20 protein-coding genes are annotated in these 18399 nt (G+C 59.6%); 11 read left to right on the forward strand and 9 right to left on the reverse strand.

The window, feature by feature from the left end; genetic code table 11:
- Positions 1–13 precede the first annotated feature (13 nt).
- Together pyrF and queF are read left to right on the forward strand one after the other, a co-directional pair.
- Entirely contained in the window at positions 14–712 is a 699-nt protein-coding gene (pyrF, locus tag Q8M42_RS10675; protein WP_304868534.1) for an orotidine-5'-phosphate decarboxylase, read from the forward strand.
- A gap of 95 nt (positions 713–807) precedes the next feature.
- The gene (gene queF, locus Q8M42_RS10680; RefSeq protein ID WP_304868532.1) at positions 808–1638 is read left to right on the forward strand and encodes an NADPH-dependent 7-cyano-7-deazaguanine reductase QueF; all 831 of its coding nucleotides are present in this window, start codon (positions 808–810) and stop codon (positions 1636–1638) included.
- 47 nt (positions 1639–1685) lie between these two features.
- On the opposite strand, the gene Q8M42_RS10685 is transcribed toward queF, so the two are convergent.
- Complete coding sequence (locus Q8M42_RS10685; RefSeq protein ID WP_304868530.1) at positions 1686–1952, reverse strand: DUF4404 family protein; 267 nt, start codon at positions 1950–1952, stop codon at positions 1686–1688.
- Positions 1953–2100: 148 nt separating this feature from the next.
- Positions 2101–2811, reverse strand: coding sequence for an HAD family phosphatase (locus Q8M42_RS10690; RefSeq protein ID WP_304868528.1), 711 nt, complete (start codon positions 2809–2811; stop codon positions 2101–2103).
- Positions 2812–3044: 233 nt separating this feature from the next.
- On the opposite strand from Q8M42_RS10690, the gene Q8M42_RS10695 reads away from it, so the two are divergent.
- Complete coding sequence (locus Q8M42_RS10695) at positions 3045–3746, forward strand: VacJ family lipoprotein (RefSeq protein ID WP_304868526.1); 702 nt, start codon at positions 3045–3047, stop codon at positions 3744–3746.
- 60 nt (positions 3747–3806) lie between these two features.
- Here the strand turns inward: Q8M42_RS10695 and Q8M42_RS10700 are convergent, their stop codons facing one another.
- On the reverse strand, positions 3807–4106 hold the full coding sequence (locus Q8M42_RS10700) for a PilZ domain-containing protein (protein WP_304868525.1): 300 nt from the start codon (positions 4104–4106) through the stop codon (positions 3807–3809).
- 217 nt (positions 4107–4323) lie between these two features.
- On the opposite strand from Q8M42_RS10700, the gene rssB reads away from it, so the two are divergent.
- Positions 4324–5508: a two-component system response regulator RssB gene (rssB, locus tag Q8M42_RS10705; RefSeq protein ID WP_304868524.1), complete on the forward strand. Its 1185-nt coding sequence runs from the start codon at positions 4324–4326 to the stop codon at positions 5506–5508.
- An 8-nt stretch (positions 5509–5516) separates the two neighbouring features.
- Positions 5517–5999, forward strand: a complete 483-nt coding sequence (gene rssC / locus Q8M42_RS10710; RefSeq protein WP_275963607.1) for an anti-sigma factor antagonist RssC — start codon at positions 5517–5519, stop codon at positions 5997–5999.
- Between the two features lie 57 nt (positions 6000–6056).
- Here rssC and tal read toward each other — a convergent pair whose 3' ends face one another.
- The 6 genes from tal to Q8M42_RS10740 form a co-directional block, all read right to left on the reverse strand.
- Positions 6057–6983, reverse strand: a complete 927-nt coding sequence (gene tal / locus Q8M42_RS10715) for a transaldolase (protein WP_304868523.1) — start codon at positions 6981–6983, stop codon at positions 6057–6059.
- A gap of 41 nt (positions 6984–7024) precedes the next feature.
- Positions 7025–8020, reverse strand: a complete 996-nt coding sequence (dusA, locus tag Q8M42_RS10720) for a tRNA dihydrouridine(20/20a) synthase DusA (RefSeq protein WP_304868522.1) — start codon at positions 8018–8020, stop codon at positions 7025–7027.
- A 137-nt stretch (positions 8021–8157) separates the two neighbouring features.
- Positions 8158–8919 carry an L-cystine ABC transporter ATP-binding protein TcyN gene (tcyN, locus tag Q8M42_RS10725; RefSeq protein ID WP_304868521.1) on the reverse strand — a complete coding sequence of 254 codons (762 nt, stop codon included), beginning with the start codon at positions 8917–8919 and terminating at the stop codon, positions 8158–8160.
- Positions 8916–9587, reverse strand: coding sequence for a cystine ABC transporter permease (gene tcyL / locus Q8M42_RS10730; RefSeq protein WP_304868520.1), 672 nt, complete (start codon positions 9585–9587; stop codon positions 8916–8918). The genes tcyN and tcyL overlap by 4 nt, the downstream gene beginning before the upstream one ends.
- The gene (tcyJ, locus tag Q8M42_RS10735; protein WP_304868518.1) at positions 9584–10384 is read right to left on the reverse strand and encodes a cystine ABC transporter substrate-binding protein; all 801 of its coding nucleotides are present in this window, start codon (positions 10382–10384) and stop codon (positions 9584–9586) included. Before tcyJ ends, tcyL begins: the two co-directional genes overlap by 4 nt.
- Before the next feature lie 109 nt (positions 10385–10493).
- Positions 10494–11495 carry a D-cysteine desulfhydrase gene (locus Q8M42_RS10740; protein WP_304868516.1) on the reverse strand — a complete coding sequence of 334 codons (1002 nt, stop codon included), beginning with the start codon at positions 11493–11495 and terminating at the stop codon, positions 10494–10496.
- A gap of 255 nt (positions 11496–11750) precedes the next feature.
- On the opposite strand from Q8M42_RS10740, the gene Q8M42_RS10745 reads away from it, so the two are divergent.
- From Q8M42_RS10745 to Q8M42_RS10770, 6 genes are all read left to right on the forward strand, one after another.
- Positions 11751–12533 (forward strand): MetQ/NlpA family ABC transporter substrate-binding protein, encoded by a 783-nt coding sequence (locus Q8M42_RS10745; protein ID WP_304868514.1) that lies wholly within the window; start codon positions 11751–11753, stop codon positions 12531–12533.
- A 135-nt stretch (positions 12534–12668) separates the two neighbouring features.
- Positions 12669–13859 (forward strand): PLP-dependent aspartate aminotransferase family protein, encoded by a 1191-nt coding sequence (locus Q8M42_RS10750; RefSeq protein WP_304868511.1) that lies wholly within the window; start codon positions 12669–12671, stop codon positions 13857–13859.
- 180 nt (positions 13860–14039) lie between these two features.
- Positions 14040–14789 (forward strand): GntR family transcriptional regulator, encoded by a 750-nt coding sequence (locus Q8M42_RS10755; protein WP_304868509.1) that lies wholly within the window; start codon positions 14040–14042, stop codon positions 14787–14789.
- Positions 14786–16522 (forward strand): fumarate reductase/succinate dehydrogenase flavoprotein subunit, encoded by a 1737-nt coding sequence (locus Q8M42_RS10760; RefSeq protein WP_304868507.1) that lies wholly within the window; start codon positions 14786–14788, stop codon positions 16520–16522. The genes Q8M42_RS10755 and Q8M42_RS10760 overlap by 4 nt, the downstream gene beginning before the upstream one ends.
- Positions 16523–16537: 15 nt before the next feature.
- Positions 16538–16783: a ferredoxin family protein gene (locus Q8M42_RS10765; RefSeq protein WP_304868505.1), complete on the forward strand. Its 246-nt coding sequence runs from the start codon at positions 16538–16540 to the stop codon at positions 16781–16783.
- Between the two features lie 189 nt (positions 16784–16972).
- Complete coding sequence (locus tag Q8M42_RS10770) at positions 16973–18382, forward strand: ABC transporter substrate-binding protein (protein ID WP_304868503.1); 1410 nt, start codon at positions 16973–16975, stop codon at positions 18380–18382.
- Positions 18383–18399 lie beyond the last annotated feature (17 nt).

Here is an 18399-nt window from a genome sequence, read left to right on the forward strand (position 1 = left end):
CGAGAGCCTGCCCATGTCCGCCTGCCAGACCCCGATCATCGTTGCCCTGGATTTCCCGACCCGTGATGCCGCGCTGGCATTGGCTGATCAGCTTGATCCCACGTTGTGTCGGGTAAAAGTGGGCAAAGAGCTGTTCACCCGTTGCGGGCCGGAGATCGTCAACGTGCTGGCCGGCAAAGGCTTCGAGGTGTTTCTCGACCTGAAATTCCACGACATTCCCAATACCACCGCCATGGCCGTTAAGGCTGCGGCCGAGATGGGCGTGTGGATGGTCAATGTGCACTGCTCGGGCGGCCTGCGCATGATGGCGGCCTGCCGCGAAACCCTGGACAAGCTTGCTGGGGCCAAACCGCTGCTGATCGGCGTAACCGTGCTGACCAGCATGGAGCGCGAAGACCTGGCCGGTGTTGGCCTGGATCTCGAACCGCAGGCGCAGGTGCTGCGTTTGGCTGGGCTGGCGGCGCAGGCTGGTCTGGATGGTCTGGTGTGTTCGGCTCAGGAAGCGCAGGCGCTGAAGGCCGCTTATCCGGCGTTGCAACTGGTGACGCCGGGGATTCGTCCGGCCGGCAGCGACCAGGATGACCAGCGCCGTATTCTGACTCCGCGTCAGGCGTTGGATGTAGGCTCGGACTATCTGGTGATCGGCCGGCCGATTAGCCAGGCAGCCAATCCCGCCCAGGCGCTGGCTGCGGTAGTAGCTGAGCTGGCCTGATGCTGCTGCGGCAAGGCCGGTATTGGCCTTGCCGCGCTGGATCTGCCTTTTAAGTTGTATACAATCGCTGCATTTCGACTAGCCAGGTTTTTTCCATGCATCCCGCCGCCGAAGATTCGCCACTGGGCAAATCCAGCGAGTACATCGCTACCTACACCCCGTCTTTGTTGTTCCCGATTCCGCGTGCCGCTAAATGGGCCGAGTTGGGCCTGAGCGCCGAGACACTGCCGTATCAGGGTGTGGATTTCTGGAACTGTTTCGAGCTGTCCTGGCTGTTGCCGTCGGGCAAGCCGGTGGTGGCCATGGGTGAGTTCGCCATTCCCGCCGACTCGCCAAATATCATCGAGTCAAAATCCTTCAAGCTGTACCTCAACTCGCTAAACCAGTCGGTGTTCAACACGCCTGACGAACTGGCGGCGGTGCTGGTGCAGGACCTCTCGGCGGCCGCTGGCAAGCCGGTTGGCGTACGTGTGCGTAGCCTGGCTGAGGTAACCGCCGAGGGTGTGCAGGCCGCGTCAGGTGTCTGTGTTGATGAGCTGGATGTGGTTATCAGCAACTATGCGCAGCCACAGCCTGAACTGCTGCGTTGCGATACGGAACGGGTGGTCGAAGAGACTCTGCACAGCCATCTGCTCAAGTCCAACTGTCCGGTCACCGGCCAGCCGGATTGGGGCACGCTGGTGGTGCAGTACCGTGGCTTGGCGCTGGATCACGCCAGTCTGCTGGCCTACCTGGTGAGCTTTCGCCAGCATGCGGATTTTCACGAGCAGTGCGTGGAGCGAATCTTTCTCGACTTGCAGCGCCTGCTCAAGCCTGAGCACCTGACGGTATATGCGCGTTATGTGCGGCGTGGCGGGTTGGATATCAATCCCTATCGCAGCAGCAGGCCCTTCAGCCCGGATAATCACCGACTGGTGCGCCAGTAATGCAAAACCCCAGCTAGAGCTGGGGTTTTTGTTAGTGCTGCGTGCGCTTAGATACCCATATTGGCCAGGCTCTGCACGATATTGCGCAGGGTGCCGGCAAGGGTCGGATGGCTGGCTTCGAAGCGTTCCACCGCGAGGTTGACTCCGTCGATCAGGGTTGCGTCAGGGGCAGCTGCAGCCTGACGGGCCAGTTGCAGTTCAATTCCCTGGGTCAGCACAAACAGTTCGGCGCGTTCTTCTTCAGTCAGTGGCGGTTGCTCGGCCAGTTGGTCGCGCAGGTCTTGCAGTTGTTGCTGCAGGCGGCTTGCAGGCATGGAGTTCTCCCTTTGTTAGTCGACAGATTGACTGACCTTGCGCAGGGGCGAAAGGTTCTGCATGCCTTCAGGTTAATCCAAGCCGGCAGGCTTTGCTTGCTTTGGGTCAAGCTTGAGGCACCGATTCAGCAGGCAATCTGGCCCTGGCTCAGGGCTTTTCGCCCTTGTGGCGACGCAGGCTGAGGTCCGCCAGGCAGGTGGGCAGGTCGCTGAGTTGGTCGATTACCGAGTGCACGCCAAGGCGGTACAGGCTCAATGTGGCCTGGCTGCGCAGTCGATCGCGTTCGCCCATTGGCAGGCTTTGCCAGTCAGCCGGTGCTAGGCCGCACAGCGGGCCGCTGATGGCCAGGCCGATGGTCCAGATACCGGCATTCAGTGCTGCTTGTAGCAGGCGCGGTTCGCCGCTGACCAGCACGCAGCCTTCCAGCTGATTTACCTGCAGTTCTAGTAGGCTGAGCCAGATAGCATCGGGCGCCGGCCAGGGGCGATGGTTGTGGCTGGGTGTACCTGTCAGCCAGTCGGGGATGGCGCTGGCCAGACTGATGCTGGCGTCACGCGGCAGTTCATCCAGCCAGGCGCAGGGCACCGCTTGCTGGTGCAGCTGTTCAAGCAAGGGCAGGGCAGCATACGTGGCTTCGGCATGCTCGCATGCGGTCTCGCAGAGGGCCTGCTGGTAGGTTTGCCACTCTTCAGTCAAAGGCTCACGGCCCAGAGCGTGCGGCAGGCTCTGCAGATTGGCTGCCTTTGGGTAGAGGCGTTGAAGGGTGAGGGGGATGGTGCGAGCGCCAAAATCAACCAGGCAGCCGGACAGGCTAAACAATATGGCGTTGAAAGCGGGCAGGCTGGCGGGCGTTTTCATGGGCCGTCCTTGAAAATGGTCTAGTCCAGGCTAGCGCCTTCAGGTTACAGGCAGATGAAGGCTTTATTTCTCTACGCATGCAGCTGATCGCTGAGCTGTACGGCAACCGACGGTAAGATTTTTCAGCTATTTGTTCGTCCGCTATGCTGCCTATTTAGGGGGCTGCCGCCTTATACTGCGCGGCCTGATTTGGCCGCCTGCGGCAGCCTGAGCATTTTCAAGGAGCGACTGTGATGCGTGTGACCGGTGCAAGCTGGATTGAACGATTGAGCCTGTTAATAGCCTGTGCCGGTGTGCTGTTGTTGCCTGCACTGGCGCAAGCCAATGAAGAAGACCCTTGGCAGGGCTACAACCGCTTTATGTTCCGGGTCAACGATAACGTTGATACCTACACCCTCAAACCATTGGCTAAGGGGTATCAGGCGGTGACGCCGCAGTTTGTTGAAGACGGTGTAAGCAATGTCTTTCGCAATATCGGTGATGTTCGCAATCTGGCCAACAACCTGTTGCAGGCTAAGCTGCACAACGCTGGCGTGGACAGTGGTCGCTTGATCTTCAATACCACCTTCGGTCTGCTTGGGTTCTTTGATGTAGCGACGAAAATGGGGCTGCAGCGCAGCGATGAGGATTTTGGTCAGACACTCGGCGCTTGGGGGTTGGCGAGCGGTCCTTACGTGGTGCTGCCACTGCTGGGGCCGAGCACCGTGCGTGATACCTTTGGTCGCGTCCCTGACGCCATGTTGACTGCACCCATGCACATCGACCATGTACCTACGCGTAATGTGGTGATCGGTGTGGAGACAGTTAGCCTGCGGGCCAGCTTGCTCAAGGCTGAGCGTATGGTCAGTGGTGACAAGTACATCTTTATCCGCAATGCCTACCTGCAGAATCGCGAATTCAAAGTGCGCGATGGCGAGGTCGAAGACGATTTCTGAGTCGTCTTTTGTGTGGCGAAGGCGGCTATAAAAGGCCGCCTTTTTGTTGTCTAAGCCTTGTCAGTTCATGGAAATAATCGCCAAGCCTAATGCCTGGCGGCCATCTTCCGTCGTGCTGACGCGCATCACTTCGGCTTGGGCGTCCAGGCCGCGTAATTCGTTGTGATCAGAGGCGATGTGCACGCGCACCTTGTCGCCCATCTTCACCGCGCTCTCGGCTTCCAGCTGCATGCCGGTGCTGGACAGGTCGAGACACAGTGCGGGAATTTCCTTGCCGTCATGGTGCAGGGTGACGGGGGCCTCTAGCCGCATGCGGATGTAATCGCGTTTCTCACTGTAAGCACGATCATTTTGGCTCATGGGCTTTTTCCTCTTGTTATGGGGGGCTGTCCTGCAGCTCTTATAACCTTCGCCGATTTGAGGTGTAAAGTCGTAGGGCGACGACCGGCATGCGCTTGAATCACGTTGCGGATGGGAGTACCGTCTGCGCCTTGAAGCAAGCCGAGTTCGCGCCTGCAGACACTAGCTCTGCATGCATAAGCCAACCCATACCCGGCGCAGTTTGCCTGGATACCTCATGCACAAAACCAGTGCCACGCTGCTGATAATCGATGACGACGACGTAGTGCGTGCGAGCCTCGCAGCCTACCTGGAAGACAGTGGTTTTCATGTGCTGCAGGCCGCCAATGGCTTGCAGGGGCTGGAAGTCTTTCATGCCGAGTCGCCGGATCTGGTGATCTGCGATCTGCGCATGCCGCAAGTCGATGGCCTCGAGCTGATCCGCCGTATCAACGCCCTGCAAGTGGAAACCCCGGTGATCGTGGTGTCCGGTGCAGGCGTGATGAGCGATGCCGTCGAGGCCTTGCGCCTGGGCGCTGCCGATTACCTGATCAAACCCCTGGCCGATCTTGCCGTGCTTGAGCATTCAGTGCGCCGCGCGCTGGATCGCGCCAACTTGCGCCTGGAAAACCAGCGCTACCGCGACGAGCTGGAAACCGCCAACCGCGAACTGCAAGCCAGCCTGCACCTGTTGCAGGAAGATCAGAACGCCGGGCGCCAGGTGCAGATGAACATGCTGCCGGTGACGCCCTGGCAGGCCGATGGCTTGAACTTCGCCCACCAGATCATTCCTTCGCTGTACCTGTCGGGCGACTTTGTCGACTATTTCCGTGTGGATGACAGCCGTATCGCGTTTTATCTGGCCGATGTGTCCGGGCATGGCGCGTCTTCGGCCTTTATCACCGTGTTGCTGAAGTTTATGACCACCCGCCTGCTCTACGAGTCGCGCCGCGGTGGCAACTTGCCAGATTTCAAACCCTCTGAAGTGCTCGGCCATATCAACCGTGGCCTGATTAACTGCAAGCTGGGCAAGCACGTGACCATGCTCGGTGGCGTGATCGACCAGGCCAACAACCGCCTGACCTACAGCATTGGCGGCCATCTGCCGCTGCCGGTGCTCTACAGCGACGGCCAAGCGCATTACCTGGAAGGGCGTGGCCTGCCGGTTGGATTGTTTGTTGAGGCTGAATACAACGATCTGGAGCTTGAGCTGCCTGAGGCCTTCAGCTTGACGCTGCTCTCCGATGGCATCCTTGATCTGCTGCCGGGCGATACCTTGAAAGACAAGGAAACCCTGCTGCCGCAGCTGATCAGTTCCGCAGGTGGCACCCTAGATGGCTTGCGCAAGGCTTTTGGGCTGGCCAATCTGGGGGATATGCCGGATGATATTGCCTTGCTGGTGTTAAGCAGGAACCTTGCATGAACCCTGGGATAAGCCCCGGTAGAATCCAGTTTGCCGAACAAGATGGCACCTTCATCTTGAAGTTTGTCGGTGAAGTGCGCCTGACGCTGTGTTCGGCCCTGGATTCGACCATCGAGAAAATCTTCACCGCGCTGAATTTCTCAGCCATCGTGATTGATCTCACCGAGACTCGCAGTATTGATAGCACGACCCTTGGCCTGCTGGCCAAGCTGTCGATTCTCTCGCGGCAGAAGATCGGCCTGCTGCCGACAGTGGTGACCACTCACGCCGATATCACGCGCTTGCTGCAGTCGATGGGGTTTGATCAGGTCTTCAATATCGTCGACACGCCAGTGCCGTGCCCGGATTGTCTGGATGATCTGCCATCGCAGGATCAATCAGAAGAGTTGGTGCGCGCCAAGGTGCTGGAAGCGCACCGCATTCTGATGGGCTTGAATGAATCCAATCGCGAAGCCTTCCACGATCTGGTCAATGCCCTCGAACATCACTGATTAAAGTGGTTAAACAAACGGGGCGCTCAATGAGCGCCCCTTTTGCATTCAGGCCATTTAGGTTTGAGCGGTCAGCAGTTTTTCCAGCTTTTCCTGATCGCGGGCAAACAGACGAATGCCTTCGGCGAGCTTTTCGGTGCCCATGGCATCTTCGTTCATCGCCCAGCGGAATTGGCTTTCGCTCAGGCTCTGCTTGGCTTCGGCAGCCTTGCCAGGGCTGAGCTGGCGCGCCAGTGGCTGCTGATCATCGGCCAGTTGCTGCAACAGCTCGGGGCTGATGGTCAGGCGGTCACAGCCGGCCAATTGTTCGATCTGGCCGATATTGCGGAAGCTCGCGCCCATTACCACGGTCTGGTAGGTGTTGGCCTTGTAGTAGTTGTAGATGCGCGTAACCGACTGCACGCCTGGGTCTTCTGCGCCGACAAAATCGCGGCCTTCGGCCTTCTTGTACCAGTCGTAGATACGCCCGACGAAGGGCGAAATCAGAAAGACACCGGCATCGGCGCAGGCCTGGGCCTGAGCGAAGCTGAACAGCAGGGTCAGGTTGCACTGGACACCCGCCTTTTCCAGCTGCTCGGCAGCGCGGATGCCTTCCCAGGTCGAGGCGATCTTGATCAGCACGCGCTCACGGCCAATGCCAGCTTCTTCATACAGACCAATCAGGCGTTCGGCGCGGCGCAGGGTGGCCTGGGTGTCGAACGACAGGCGTGCATCCACCTCGGTGGAGATGCGACCGGGGATGATTTTGAGGATTTCACCGCCCACCGCGACGCCAAAATGGTCGCAGGCCAGGCCCAAGTCGCCATTACTGGCAGTCACTGCGTTTTTCAGCAGTTCGCTGTAACCAGGCATGGCAGCGGCTTTGAGCAGCAAGGAAGGGTTGGTGGTGGCATCGACCGGCTTCAGGCGGGTGATGGCGTCGAGGTCGCCGGTATCGGCGACCACGGTGGTGAACTGCTTGAGTTGATCCAGCTTGGAGGTCATGACACAGCCTTGTCGTTGCAGGTGCACCGACCTTACCCGAGTCAGCGGCCTTGCAGCAATTGCGCCGCTTGATCGAACAGCGCCAGTGGTTCGCTGGTCTTGTGAATATCCACCGAGAGCAGCTGGCGAAAGCGTCGCGCGCCATTGAAACCCTGGCCCAGGCCGAGCATATGGCGGGTGATGTGGTGCATGCTGCCGCCTTCGGCGAGGTGCGCGGCGATATAGCCGCGCATGCTCAGCATGGCCTCGAAGCGGCTCATTACGGCGCGCGTTGAGCCAAACAGCTGCTGGTCCACTTGGGCCAACAGGTAAGGGTTGTGGTACGCCTCGCGGCCCAGCATCACACCGTCGAAGGTTTGCAGGTGCTGCTGGCAATCTTCCAGGGTCTTGATGCCGCCATTGAGGATTATTTCCAGCTCGGGGAAGTCCTGCTTGAGCTGCGCCGCCACCTCGTAGCGTAGCGGCGGCACTTCGCGGTTCTCCTTGGGCGAGAGGCCCTCCAGGATGGCGATCCGCGCATGCACAGTAAAACTGCGGCAGCCGGCATCACGCACGGTGCCGACGAAATCGCACAGCTCGGCATAGCTGTCGCGGCCGTTGATACCAATGCGGTGCTTCACCGTCACCGGGATGCTTACCGCATCCTGCATGGCCTTGACGCAATCGGCGACCAGCTGCGGATGGCCCATCAGGCAAGCGCCGATCATGTTGTTCTGCACCCGGTCACTGGGGCAGCCCACATTGAGGTTGACCTCGTTATAGCCTGCTTCTTGTGCCAGCTTGGCGCAGGCCGTCAGATCCGCCGGCACGCTGCCTCCCAGCTGCAGGGCCAGCGGATATTCGGCCACGCTGTGGCGCAGAAAACGCGCCGTATCGCCATGCAGAATGGCCCCAGTGGTGACCATCTCGGTATACAACAGGGCGTGCTGAGATAGCTGGCGCAAGAAGAAGCGGCAGTGCCGATCAGTCCAATCCATCATCGGCGCTACACTAAAACGCCTAGATATAGCTTGTTGATTTAAATTGATATTTTTCAATTAATTGACCGGTGAATTGCTGCGTTCTGACGCGCTGTTGCATATGAGTTGCATGCAACGGGCATGGCTGGTACGTGTGGGCGGCATTATACAGGCGCGCCGTGGAGCATATCGATTCACTTCGGGAGAAGTCATCTTCAGGCGCCCAGCACCGCATCACCGAGAAACTTGCTGAGGAATTGTTGGGTGCGCAGCTCGCGCGGGCTGCTGAACAGCTGTTTGGCGTCGCCCTGTTCGACGATCACACCCTTGTCGATAAAGATCGCGCGGTTGGCCACGTCACGGGCAAAGCTCATTTCGTGGGTGACGATCACCAGGGTACGCTTTTCTTCGGCCAGGCCGCGGATGGTGGCGAGCACTTCACCGACCAGTTCGGGGTCGAGGGCTGAGGTGGGTTCGTCGAAGAGGATCACGTCCGGTTCCATGGCCAGGGCGCGTGCGATGGCTACCCGCTGTTGTTGGCCGCCGGAAAGACGTTTGGGATAGGCGTCTTCCTTGCCGGCCAGACCAACTTTGGCCAGTAGGGCGCGGCCACGGCTGGTGGCTGACGCACGCGCTTGCTTCTTCACCACCAGTGGGCCTTCGATAACGTTCTCCAGCGCGGTGCGGTGGGGGAACAGATTGAAACTCTGGAACACAAAACCGACATGCTGGCGCAGTTTACGTACCAGTGTTTGTTGTTGGCTGAGTGGTCGGGCCGCGTCGATTTCGATGTTGCCAACGCGGATCGTGCCGCCAGTCGGTTCCTCCAGCAGGTTCAGGCAGCGCAGCAGGGTGGTCTTGCCTGAGCCGCTCGGGCCGATAATCGCCACCACCTCGCCGGGCTGGATATCCAGGTTGATTCCTTTGAGGACTTCCTGGCCTTTGAATGATTTGCTCAGGTTGCGCACGCTGATCATGGGGTGTCCTGCTCGTGTTTGTTGACGCGTGCTTCCAGACGGCCTTGCAGGTGGGCCAGAACGCTGGCCAATACCCAGTAAATCAGCGCGGCAGCCAGGTACATGGTGAAAATCTCGAAGGTGCGCGCGGTGATCAATTGCGCCTGACGGAACAACTCTGGGACCTGGATGGTGGCGGCCAGGGCGGTGTCTTTGACCAGTGAGATAAAGCTGTTACCCAGCGGCGGCAGGGCGGTACGCGCGGCCTGCGGCAGGATGGTGCGATAAAGCGTCTGCACGCGGTTCATGCCGATGCTGGCCGAGGCCTCCCACTGGCCACGATCAATCGAGGCGATGGCGGCGCGCAGGATTTCCGAGATATAGGCCGCCATATTCAGGGAGAAGCCGATCAAGGCCGCTGGCAGCGGTTCCAGCTGAATACCCACCTGCGGCAAGCCGTAATAGATCATAAACAGCTGCACCAGCAGCGGGGTGCCACGGAAGAACGAGACGTAGATGCGCACCAGCCAGCGAACAGGGGGGATGGCATAGAGGTGCGAAATGGCCAGGACAAAGCCCAGCAGGAGTCCGAAGAACATCCCGCCAAGGCTCAGCACCACAGTGTAGAGCGCGCCCTTGAGGAGAAAGGGCGCGGAGTTCAGCGCAAGCTGCAGGCTTGCTTCGATCATTGGGTCACGTCAGCCTTGAACCATTTCTGCGAGATCGCCGCGAGGGTGCCATCGGCACGCAGTTTGGCAATGGCCTTGTCGATGGCCGCCAGCAATTCTGGGTTGCCTTTGCGCAAGGCAATACCGGCTTGCTGCGGAGCAAAGGGCTCGCCGGCTACAGCCAGGCTGTCACCGGTTTTGGCGATCAGCTCGAACGCCGCGAGGCGGTCACCAAGAATCGCGTCGATACGGCCAACACGCACGTCCTGGTTGCGCGTAGCGTCATCGTCGTAGGTACGGATGTCGGCCCCAGGCACATTGTCCTTGAGCCACTGTTCGTAGTTGGTGCCCAGTACCACACCGACTTTCTTGCCGCTCAGATCAGCGGGTTTGCTGAACTGGCCTTGCTGGCCCTTGCGGGTCAATACTTGAATGCCAGAGACGGTATAAGGCGCGGAGAAGTCGTACTTCTTCTTGCGTTCTTCGGAAATGGTCACCTGATTGACCACTACATCCAGACGGCTGGATTCCAGGGCTGCGAGGATGCCGTCCCATTTGGTCGGTTGAAACTCGGCTTTGACGCCCAGTTCTTTGGCCAGGGCTTGGGCGAACTCCACTTCGAAACCGGTCAGCTTGCCGCTTTCATCCTGAAAGTTGAACGGCGGGTAGGTGCCTTCTAGGCCAACGTTGATGGCACCGCGTTGTTGGATCTGCAGCAGCAGATCATCAGCGGCAACACTGTGCCCAGCCCAGCCGGCTGCAAGGGCAAGGCCGAAACCAACGGCAGCGAATTGGCGGCGTAGTAAAGAGAGCTGCATAAGGCGATCCTCGCAGTGAGTGGGAAGTGGCGCCACTCTAGAGAGATTCTTTTATGCAATAAAATACTAATAAATTATTTATATATATTTTATTGGAATATTTGGTGGGCTATCCCTCTGCCGCGCCGTGGTAGGCAAACAGCGCTGGAGATCCGCCTGTGTGCAGGAACAGCACTGCTCCTGCAGCGCTGAATGCCTGCTTGGCAATGCCATCCAGCAGGCCGGCAAAGGCTTTGCCGGTGTAGACCGGGTCGAGCAGCAGACCTTCGTATCGCGCCAGCAGCTTAATGGCTGCCTGTGTGCCGGCATTGGCTTCGCCATAGCGTGGAGCAAAGTACTGATCCCATAGCTCGATACGCAGCCCGGCAGGCACATCGACGCCCAACAGTTCAGCGGTGCGCTGCAGCAGGCCTTCGACCTTGGGCCGTTGGCTGGCATCCGGGCGCGACACGGTAACGCCCACGACCCGAGTACCAGGTAGGGCGTATTCCAGAGCCAGGGCTAGGCCGCTGTGGGTTCCCGCGCTGCCCGAGGCCAGCACCACGGCCGCAAATTGCTGGCCGCTCTGTTTGATCTGCTGCGCCAGCTCCAGGCCGGCACGTACATAGCCCAGGGCGCCAAGGGCATTGGAGCCGCCAATGGGCACCACATAGGGGCGTTTGCCTGCCGCTCGCAAGCGGTCGGCGGCTTCGGCCAGCAGTAGATCGGCCGTATCCAGATTCGCCACCAACTCCACCTCGGCGGCAAACAACTCAAGCAACAAGCGATTGCCATTGCTCAGGTAGTTACGGTCGCGGCTGTCGATGGGGTTTTCCAATAATGCCAGGCAGCCCAGCCCCAAGCGCGCGGCCACCGCAGCAGTCTGGCGGACGTGGTTGGACTGGATAGCACCTGCTGTCACCAGGGTATCGGCGCCCTGAGCCAGTGCGTCGGCGGCGAGAAATTCGAGCTTGCGCACTTTGTTGCCGCCCAAGGCGAAAGGTGTGATGTCGTCCCGTTTGACGAAAACCTCCCGGCCGATGTGTTTGGACAGCCGCTCAAGTTTTTCCAAAGGGGTTGCGGTGGGCACCAGTTCGAGGCGGGGGAAGCGGGCAAGGTAATCGGCAAGCATGGCGAGGCTCATCTGTAATTCGCGGTTTGAAGGGTGTCGCAGCGGCTTCTGCTGCTATCAGCTGTGCACACTCTAGGCGCACTGACTGGATAATCTAATATTCAATAATCGAATAATAAAATAATTATTTAGTATTTTAAGGGAATAAAAATTCTCAGTAATGTCGGCAGCAACCGAGCCTAACCGGCAGGTGCGAAATCTGATCCGCTCGCAGCTGAAGATCCAGCTGGGGCATACGAACTGAGAGAAATCACAATGAAAAAGACTTTGCTGCTCACTGCTCTGGCTGCTGCGCTTTCCGTAACCCTGGCGCACGCCGGCGAGAAACTGGTTGTCGCTGCGACCCCCGTGCCGCATGCTGAAATCCTTGAGCTGATCAAGCCGCAATTGGCCAAGGATGGCGTCGATCTGGATATCAAAGTCTTTACCGATTACGTGCAGCCGAACCTGCAGGTGCAGCAGAAGCAGCTGGATGCCAACTACTTCCAAACCAAGCCTTACCTGGACACCTTCAACTCCAGCCGTGGCACTGACCTGGTGATCGTCAAAGGCGTGCACGTCGAGCCTTTCGGTGGTTACTCGAGCAAGTACAAATCCCTGAAAGACCTGCCGAACGGCGCCACCATCGCCATCCCCAACGAGGGTAGCAACAGTGGTCGCGCGCTGCTGCTGCTGCAGAAGGCCGGCCTGATTACGCTGAAAGATCCAAGCAACGCCCAGGCAACCCCGAAAGACATCGCCGAGAACCCGCACAACTTCAAGTTCAAGGAACTGGAAGCCGCCATTCTGCCGCGCGTGCTGGATCAGGTTGACCTGGCGCTGATCAACACCAACTACGCCCTGGAAGCCAAGCTGGACCCAAGCAAGGACGCCCTGGTGATCGAAGGTCGTGACTCGCCTTACGTGAACTACCTGGTGGCGCGTCCGGACAACCAGGACAGCGATGCAATCAAGAAACTCTCGGCTGCTCTGACCAGCCCTGAAGTCAAAGCCTTTATCGAGAAGAAATATTCTGGCGCGGTGGTTCCCGCGTTCTGATTCTCGCCAACCCACTGACCACGGCGGCAGGGGCGGTTCAACTGCCCCTGCCATTTCCAGCGCCGACGAAGGCTTGCTCTCGTCGGCGTTCTTTTTTGCTGCCCGTTTAGCCGCAGAGTATTTGGAGTTTTGTCTATGTCAGAGCATGCCTCTGGGGTTTCCACCCGTGCCGTGCATAGCGGCAATGATATTGATCAGCATATGGTGACTCGGGCCAAAAGCCTGCCGATCTATGAAACCTCGGTATTTGTTTACGACTCATTGGCACAGGTCGACGATTTTCTCGCCGGTAACCCGGACAACTATATGTACACCCGCCTTGGGAACCCGAATACGGCGGCGTTGGAAGCCTTGATTCGAGACCTGGAGGGCGGCGAGGCAGCACTATTTTCCGCCTCCGGTATGGCCTCGATCAGCGCGGCCCTGTTTGGCCTCCTGAGCGCCGGTGACCACCTGATTGCCAGTCGTGAGCTGTACGGTACGACCCAGAGCCTGATCGAGAAGGAGTTGAGCCGCTTTGGCATCAGTGCCACCTTGGTTGATATCAATGACCTAGCGGCCGTGACGGCGGCGATCACCCCGGCGACGCGGCTGATCTATACCGAAACCGCTTCCAACCCCCTGGTGCGCGTCAGTGATATTCCGGCGCTGAGCAAGTTGGCCAAGGCCCATGGGCTCAAGCTGCTGGTGGATAACACCTTCCTTTCGCCGGCGCTGTATCACCCGCTGGCTGATGGTGCGGACCTGGTGCTGCACAGCACCACTAAGTATCTCAACGGCCACAGTGATGCCACCGGCGGCATTCTGGTGGGCGATGCGCAGTGGATTGCCCAGGCCCGGCGTTTTCAGATCAATGCCGGTGGCAGTGCCAGCCCGTTCGAAGCCTGGTTAACCTTTCGCGGGGCCAAGACTCTGTCCTTGCGTATGCGCGCCCACTCCAGCAATGCGCAGATTCTGGCCGAGGCACTGGAGGCGCACCCGCAGGTAGCCAAGGTGTATTACCCCGGTTTGCCCTCGCACCCGGACCATAAACTGGCGCAGCAGCTATTCCGCAAAGGCCATTCCGGAATGCTCAGCTTTACCCTCAAAGGCGGCCTGGCAGAGGTCGACAAGCTGATCCATGAGCTGCATTACACCGCTTTTGCACCATCCCTGGCCGGGGTTGCCAGCAGCATCACCCATCCGGGCAAAACCTCGCACCGCGCTTTGTCCGCCGAAACCCTGAGCAGCCTGGATATCCATGACGGCACCATTCGCGTGTCGGTGGGTATCGAAGATGCCGAGGATATTGTCCTGGACTTCCTGCAAGCACTGGATCGTCTCTGATCAACTTTCTGGTTCAAACCCTTCACGCATCCTGCCTGCCGGGCAGGGTGCGCTGATGGCGAGCGGCACCCTGTCGCAATGCCATAACGTTATTCGATAAAAGTATTTTAAAAGGATCGGTTATTTCCGATATCTTCTCGCTACAACTTGTTATGACAAGTAATGATTGAGACCCAGAACATGGCCCAACTGCTCCCGCTGTCCCCTGTACCGCTTTACAGCCAGCTTAAGGAATTGCTGCGTACGCGCATCCTTGATGGCACCTATCCACCGCACAGCCGCATGTCCTCGGAAAGCGAGCTGGGCCAGGCCCATGGCGTTAGCCGCATCACCGTGCGGCAGGCGTTGGGTGATCTGCAGAAGGAAGGGCTGATCTTCAAGATTCACGGCAAGGGGACCTTTGTCGCCAAGCCCAAGGCCTTCCAGAACGTCAGCACCCTGCAGGGCCTGGCCGAGTCGATGACGCAGATGGGCTATGAAGTGCTCAACCGTCTGCGCAGCTTCAAGTTCGTGCCGGCCAGCGCCCTGGTTGCCGAGCGGCTGCAGGTGGAAGAGGGCAGTCTGGTCACTGAAATCAAGCGAGTGCGCCTGATCAACCGTGAGCCGGTGTCGCTGGAAGTCACCTACCTGCCGCAGGCCGTTGGCGAAAAACTGGAGAAAGCTGACCTGGCCACTCGCGACATCTTCCTGATCCTGGAAAACGACTGCGGTATTCCCCTTGGCCACGCCGACCTTGCCATCGATGCGGCGCTCGCCGACAGCGATCTGGCGCAGGCGCTGCTGGTTGAGGAGGGCGCACCGATCATGCGCATCGAGCGCCTGACCCACGCCGCTGACGGCACGCCCCTGGATTTCGAACACCTCTACTACCGCGGCGATGCCTTCCAGTATCGCCTGCGCATCGATAGGCAAAAGGACGCGCAGCAATGAGCAGCTATCAGACGCTGGAACAGGAATACGACATCGTGATTATCGGCGGCGGTACTGCCGGGCCGATGGCGGCGATCAAGGCTAAGGAGCGCAACAAAGCGCTGCGTGTGCTGCTGGTGGACAAGGCCAACGTCAAGCGCAGCGGCGCGATCAGCATGGGCATGGACGGCCTGAACAACGCCATTATCCCCGGCCACGCCACGCCCGAGCAGTACACCAAGGAAATCACCGTGGCCAACGACGGCATCGTCAACCAGGCCGCCGTTTACGCCTATGCCACCCACAGCTTCGAGACCATCGAACAACTCGACCGCTGGGGCGTGAAGTTCGAGAAGGACGAAACCGGCGACTACGCGGTGAAGAAAGTCCACCACATGGGTGCCTACGTGCTGCCGATGCCGGAAGGCCATGACATCAAGAAGGTGCTGTATCGCCAGCTCAAGCGCGCACGGGTGGAAATCACCAACCGCCTGATTGCCACGCGCCTGCTCACCGATGCCGAAGGCACGGTCAACGGCGTGATGGGTTTCGACTGCCGCACGGCGGACTTTCATGTGATCAAGGCCAAGGCCGTGATCCTCTGCTGCGGCGCGGCTGGGCGCCTGGGTCTGCCGTCGTCTGGCTATCTGATGGGCACCTACGAGAACCCGACCAACGCCGGCGACGGCTACGCCATGGCCTATCACGCGGGTGCCGAGCTGGCCAATCTGGAGTGCTTCCAGATCAACCCGCTGATCAAGGACTACAACGGCCCGGCTTGCGCCTATGTCACCGGCCCACTGGGAGGCTACACCGCCAACAACAAGGGCGAGCGCTTTATCGAGTGCGACTACTGGAGCGGGCAGATGATGTGGGAGTTCCATCAGGAACTCGAAGGCGGTAACGGCCCGGTATTTCTCAAGCTCGATCACCTGGCCGAGGAAACCATCCAGACCATCGAGGAAATCCTGCATAGCAACGAGCGTCCGAGTCGCGGTCAGTTTCACGCCAACCGCGGCACCGACTACCGCACTGGCATGGTCGAGATGCACATCTCCGAGATCGGCTTCTGCTCCGGTCATAGCGCCTCGGGCGTGTGGGTCAACGAGAAGGCCGAGACCTCGGTTAAAGGCTTGTACTCGGCTGGCGATATGGCCGCCGTGCCGCATAACTACATGCTCGGCGCTTTCACCTACGGCTGGTTCGCGGGCAGCAATTCGGCAGATTACGTGGCTGAGCGCGACTACAGCGAACTGGATGCGGCGCAGATCGAAGCTGAGCGTGCGCGGGTCTATGCACCGCTGCTGCGCGAGCATGGCCTGCCGCCAGCGCAGGTCGAGTACAAGCTGCGGCGCATGGTCAACGACTACCTGCAGCCGCCGAAGGTGACCAAGAAGATGGAAATTGGCCTGACCCGTTTTGCCGAGATCCAGCGTGACCTCGACCAGCTCAAGGCCAACAACCCGCATGAGCTGATGCGCGCCCTGGAAGTCAGCGTAATCCGCGACTGTGCTGAGATGGCCGCACGTGCTTCGCTGTTCCGCACCGAGAGTCGCTGGGGCCTGTACCACCACCGTGTCGATCACCCGCAGCGCAACGATGCCGAATGGTTCTGTCATGCCCACCTGAAGAAGGATGAAAGCGGCGTGATGAGCAGCTTCAAGAAACCGGTCGAGCCCTACCTGATTCCGCTGGATGACGAAGAGCAGCAGGCCTACAACCGCTTGCGCGTCAAAGGCAACGCAGCAGCCTAAAGGAGGGCGTGTGCAATGGCGTATCAACCCCAGGAAGTTTTCTTTCGCAGCAATGCACCGGTAACGGTCGATGAAGACAAGTGCATCGCCCACAAGGGCTGCACCGTCTGCGTGGATGTCTGCCCAATGGACCTGCTGGCCATCAACCCGGCCACGCAGAAAGCCTATATGGCCTTTGACGAATGCTGGTACTGCATGCCGTGTGAAACGGATTGTCCGACCGGCGCAGTGAAGGTAGAGATTCCTTATCTGTTGAGGTAGTCCGCCGGGTTCAAGCCCGCAGTGCAATCACTTGATTCTGTCGCACGGGTTAAACCCACCGGGGTACACCTGCTCGACAAAAGCTATCCGGATAACCGCCGGACGCCTGCTGTAACAACCCCTCGTTTCCCACCAGCCAACCGCATGGCGGAGACGATTCCAATACTTATGATTCGAGGGGAAACACCCATGATCTTGCGCACTACTATCGCCGGCCTTGCGCTGGCCATCAGCAGCATCACCGCCGCCCAGGCAGAGACCATCCGTATTGCCATCGGCACCCAGGACACCACCATCAACTGCGCCGCTGGCGGTCTGCTGATCCGTGAACTGGGCCTGCTCGACAAGTACCTGCCCAAAGACGGCAAGTACCAGGACGCCAAATACGAAATCGAGTGGAAGAACTTCACCAGCGGCGCGCCGCTGACCAACGAGATGGTCGCCGGCAAGCTGGACTTCGGCGCCATGGCCGACTTCCCTGGCTCGTTCAACGGTGTGGCGCATATCGAGGCGGGTAAGCAGAGCCTGTTTATCAGCGTACTGTCCGGCAGCACTCTGGGCAGCGGCAACGGCATCGTGGTGCCGGCGTCCTCCAGCGTGCAGTCGCTGGCAGAGTTGAAAGGCAAGACCATCTCCGTGCCATTCGCCTCCACCGCCCACGGCATGCTGCTGCGCGCCGTGGCCGCACAAGGCTGGGACCCGGAGAAGGACGTGCGGATCATCGCCCAGGCTCCTGAAATTGCCGGCTCCGCCCTGCGCAGCAACCGTATCGAGGCGCATGCCGACTTCGTACCCTTTGCTGAGCTGTTCCCCAACCGTGGTTTCGCCCGCAAGATCTACGATGGCTCGCAGGCCAATGCGCCAACCTTCCACGGCGCTCTGGTGGATGCCAGCTACGCCAAGAAGTACCCGGAAATCGTCACCGCCTACCTGCGCGCGGGCATTGAAGCCGACCAGTTGCTGGCCGCCGAGCCGGAGAAATACAGCGAGCTGATCGAGAAGGTCACCGGCATTGAGGCTGAGGTCAACTACCTGTTCCACGGCCCGCTCGGCCTGCAGACCCGTGACCTGAGCTGGAAGCCGGAATACCGCCAGGCGGTGGCGACGTCCATCGACACCCTCAAGTTGCTCAAGCGCACCGACCGCGACCTGGATACGGCCAAGTTCATTGACGATCAGTACATTCGAGCAGCGTTCAAGGCTTCCGGTCTGGACTACAACACGCAGCTGGCTAACTACGCCGCGCTGCCGCTCAAGGCCAACGATGCACTGACCGGCAAGCCGATCACCGACTTCAAACGCCTGGCGCAGATCTGGGTGCGTGGTGAAGACAAGGTGCGTCATTACAGCTCCCCGGAAGCAGCCCTGGGCGCGCTGGCCAGCCTGGAAGCAGAAGGCAAGGACATCCGCGCCATCTACGCCCAGGCAGCCGACAGCGGCATCAAACTGCTGGCCAACCAGGCCTGGTTTGTCCGTGATGCCAAGGGCCAGCTCAGCGCCTTCCTGCTCAAGGATCAGGCGCTGGCCTACGCCCAGCAGCATGGCGGCACCGCGCTGGACTTCGTCAGCGCCAACCAGCAGTTGCTGGCCAGCCGCTAAGACCTACTCCCTCTGCC

Origin of the sequence: Pseudomonas sp., from assembly GCF_030684895.1 — a bacterium.
GTDB lineage: Bacteria > Pseudomonadota > Gammaproteobacteria > Pseudomonadales > Pseudomonadaceae > Aquipseudomonas.

What these genes read in the sequence shown, in the direction of transcription:
- tal (WP_304868523.1), bottom strand. Translation starts at nt 6,983, where the DNA reads ATGACCTCCAAGCTGGATCAACTCAAGCAGTTCACCACCGTGGTCGCC.
- Q8M42_RS10770 (WP_304868503.1), top strand. Translation starts at nt 16,973, where the DNA reads ATGATCTTGCGCACTACTATCGCCGGCCTTGCGCTGGCCATCAGCAGC.
- Q8M42_RS10755 (WP_304868509.1), top strand. Translation starts at nt 14,040, where the DNA reads ATGGCCCAACTGCTCCCGCTGTCCCCTGTACCGCTTTACAGCCAGCTT.
- Q8M42_RS10750 (WP_304868511.1), top strand. Translation starts at nt 12,669, where the DNA reads ATGTCAGAGCATGCCTCTGGGGTTTCCACCCGTGCCGTGCATAGCGGC.
- Q8M42_RS10745 (WP_304868514.1), top strand. Translation starts at nt 11,751, where the DNA reads ATGAAAAAGACTTTGCTGCTCACTGCTCTGGCTGCTGCGCTTTCCGTA.
- Q8M42_RS10740 (WP_304868516.1), bottom strand. Translation starts at nt 11,495, where the DNA reads ATGCTTGCCGATTACCTTGCCCGCTTCCCCCGCCTCGAACTGGTGCCC.
- rssB (WP_304868524.1), top strand. Translation starts at nt 4,324, where the DNA reads ATGCACAAAACCAGTGCCACGCTGCTGATAATCGATGACGACGACGTA.
- Q8M42_RS10765 (WP_304868505.1), top strand. Translation starts at nt 16,538, where the DNA reads ATGGCGTATCAACCCCAGGAAGTTTTCTTTCGCAGCAATGCACCGGTA.
- queF (WP_304868532.1), top strand. Translation starts at nt 808, where the DNA reads ATGCATCCCGCCGCCGAAGATTCGCCACTGGGCAAATCCAGCGAGTAC.
- pyrF (WP_304868534.1), top strand. Translation starts at nt 14, where the DNA reads ATGTCCGCCTGCCAGACCCCGATCATCGTTGCCCTGGATTTCCCGACC.
- Q8M42_RS10760 (WP_304868507.1), top strand. Translation starts at nt 14,786, where the DNA reads ATGAGCAGCTATCAGACGCTGGAACAGGAATACGACATCGTGATTATC.
- Q8M42_RS10700 (WP_304868525.1), bottom strand. Translation starts at nt 4,106, where the DNA reads ATGAGCCAAAATGATCGTGCTTACAGTGAGAAACGCGATTACATCCGC.
- Q8M42_RS10695 (WP_304868526.1), top strand. Translation starts at nt 3,045, where the DNA reads ATGCGTGTGACCGGTGCAAGCTGGATTGAACGATTGAGCCTGTTAATA.
- Q8M42_RS10690 (WP_304868528.1), bottom strand. Translation starts at nt 2,811, where the DNA reads ATGAAAACGCCCGCCAGCCTGCCCGCTTTCAACGCCATATTGTTTAGC.
- tcyJ (WP_304868518.1), bottom strand. Translation starts at nt 10,384, where the DNA reads ATGCAGCTCTCTTTACTACGCCGCCAATTCGCTGCCGTTGGTTTCGGC.
- tcyL (WP_304868520.1), bottom strand. Translation starts at nt 9,587, where the DNA reads ATGATCGAAGCAAGCCTGCAGCTTGCGCTGAACTCCGCGCCCTTTCTC.
- Q8M42_RS10685 (WP_304868530.1), bottom strand. Translation starts at nt 1,952, where the DNA reads ATGCCTGCAAGCCGCCTGCAGCAACAACTGCAAGACCTGCGCGACCAA.
- tcyN (WP_304868521.1), bottom strand. Translation starts at nt 8,919, where the DNA reads ATGATCAGCGTGCGCAACCTGAGCAAATCATTCAAAGGCCAGGAAGTC.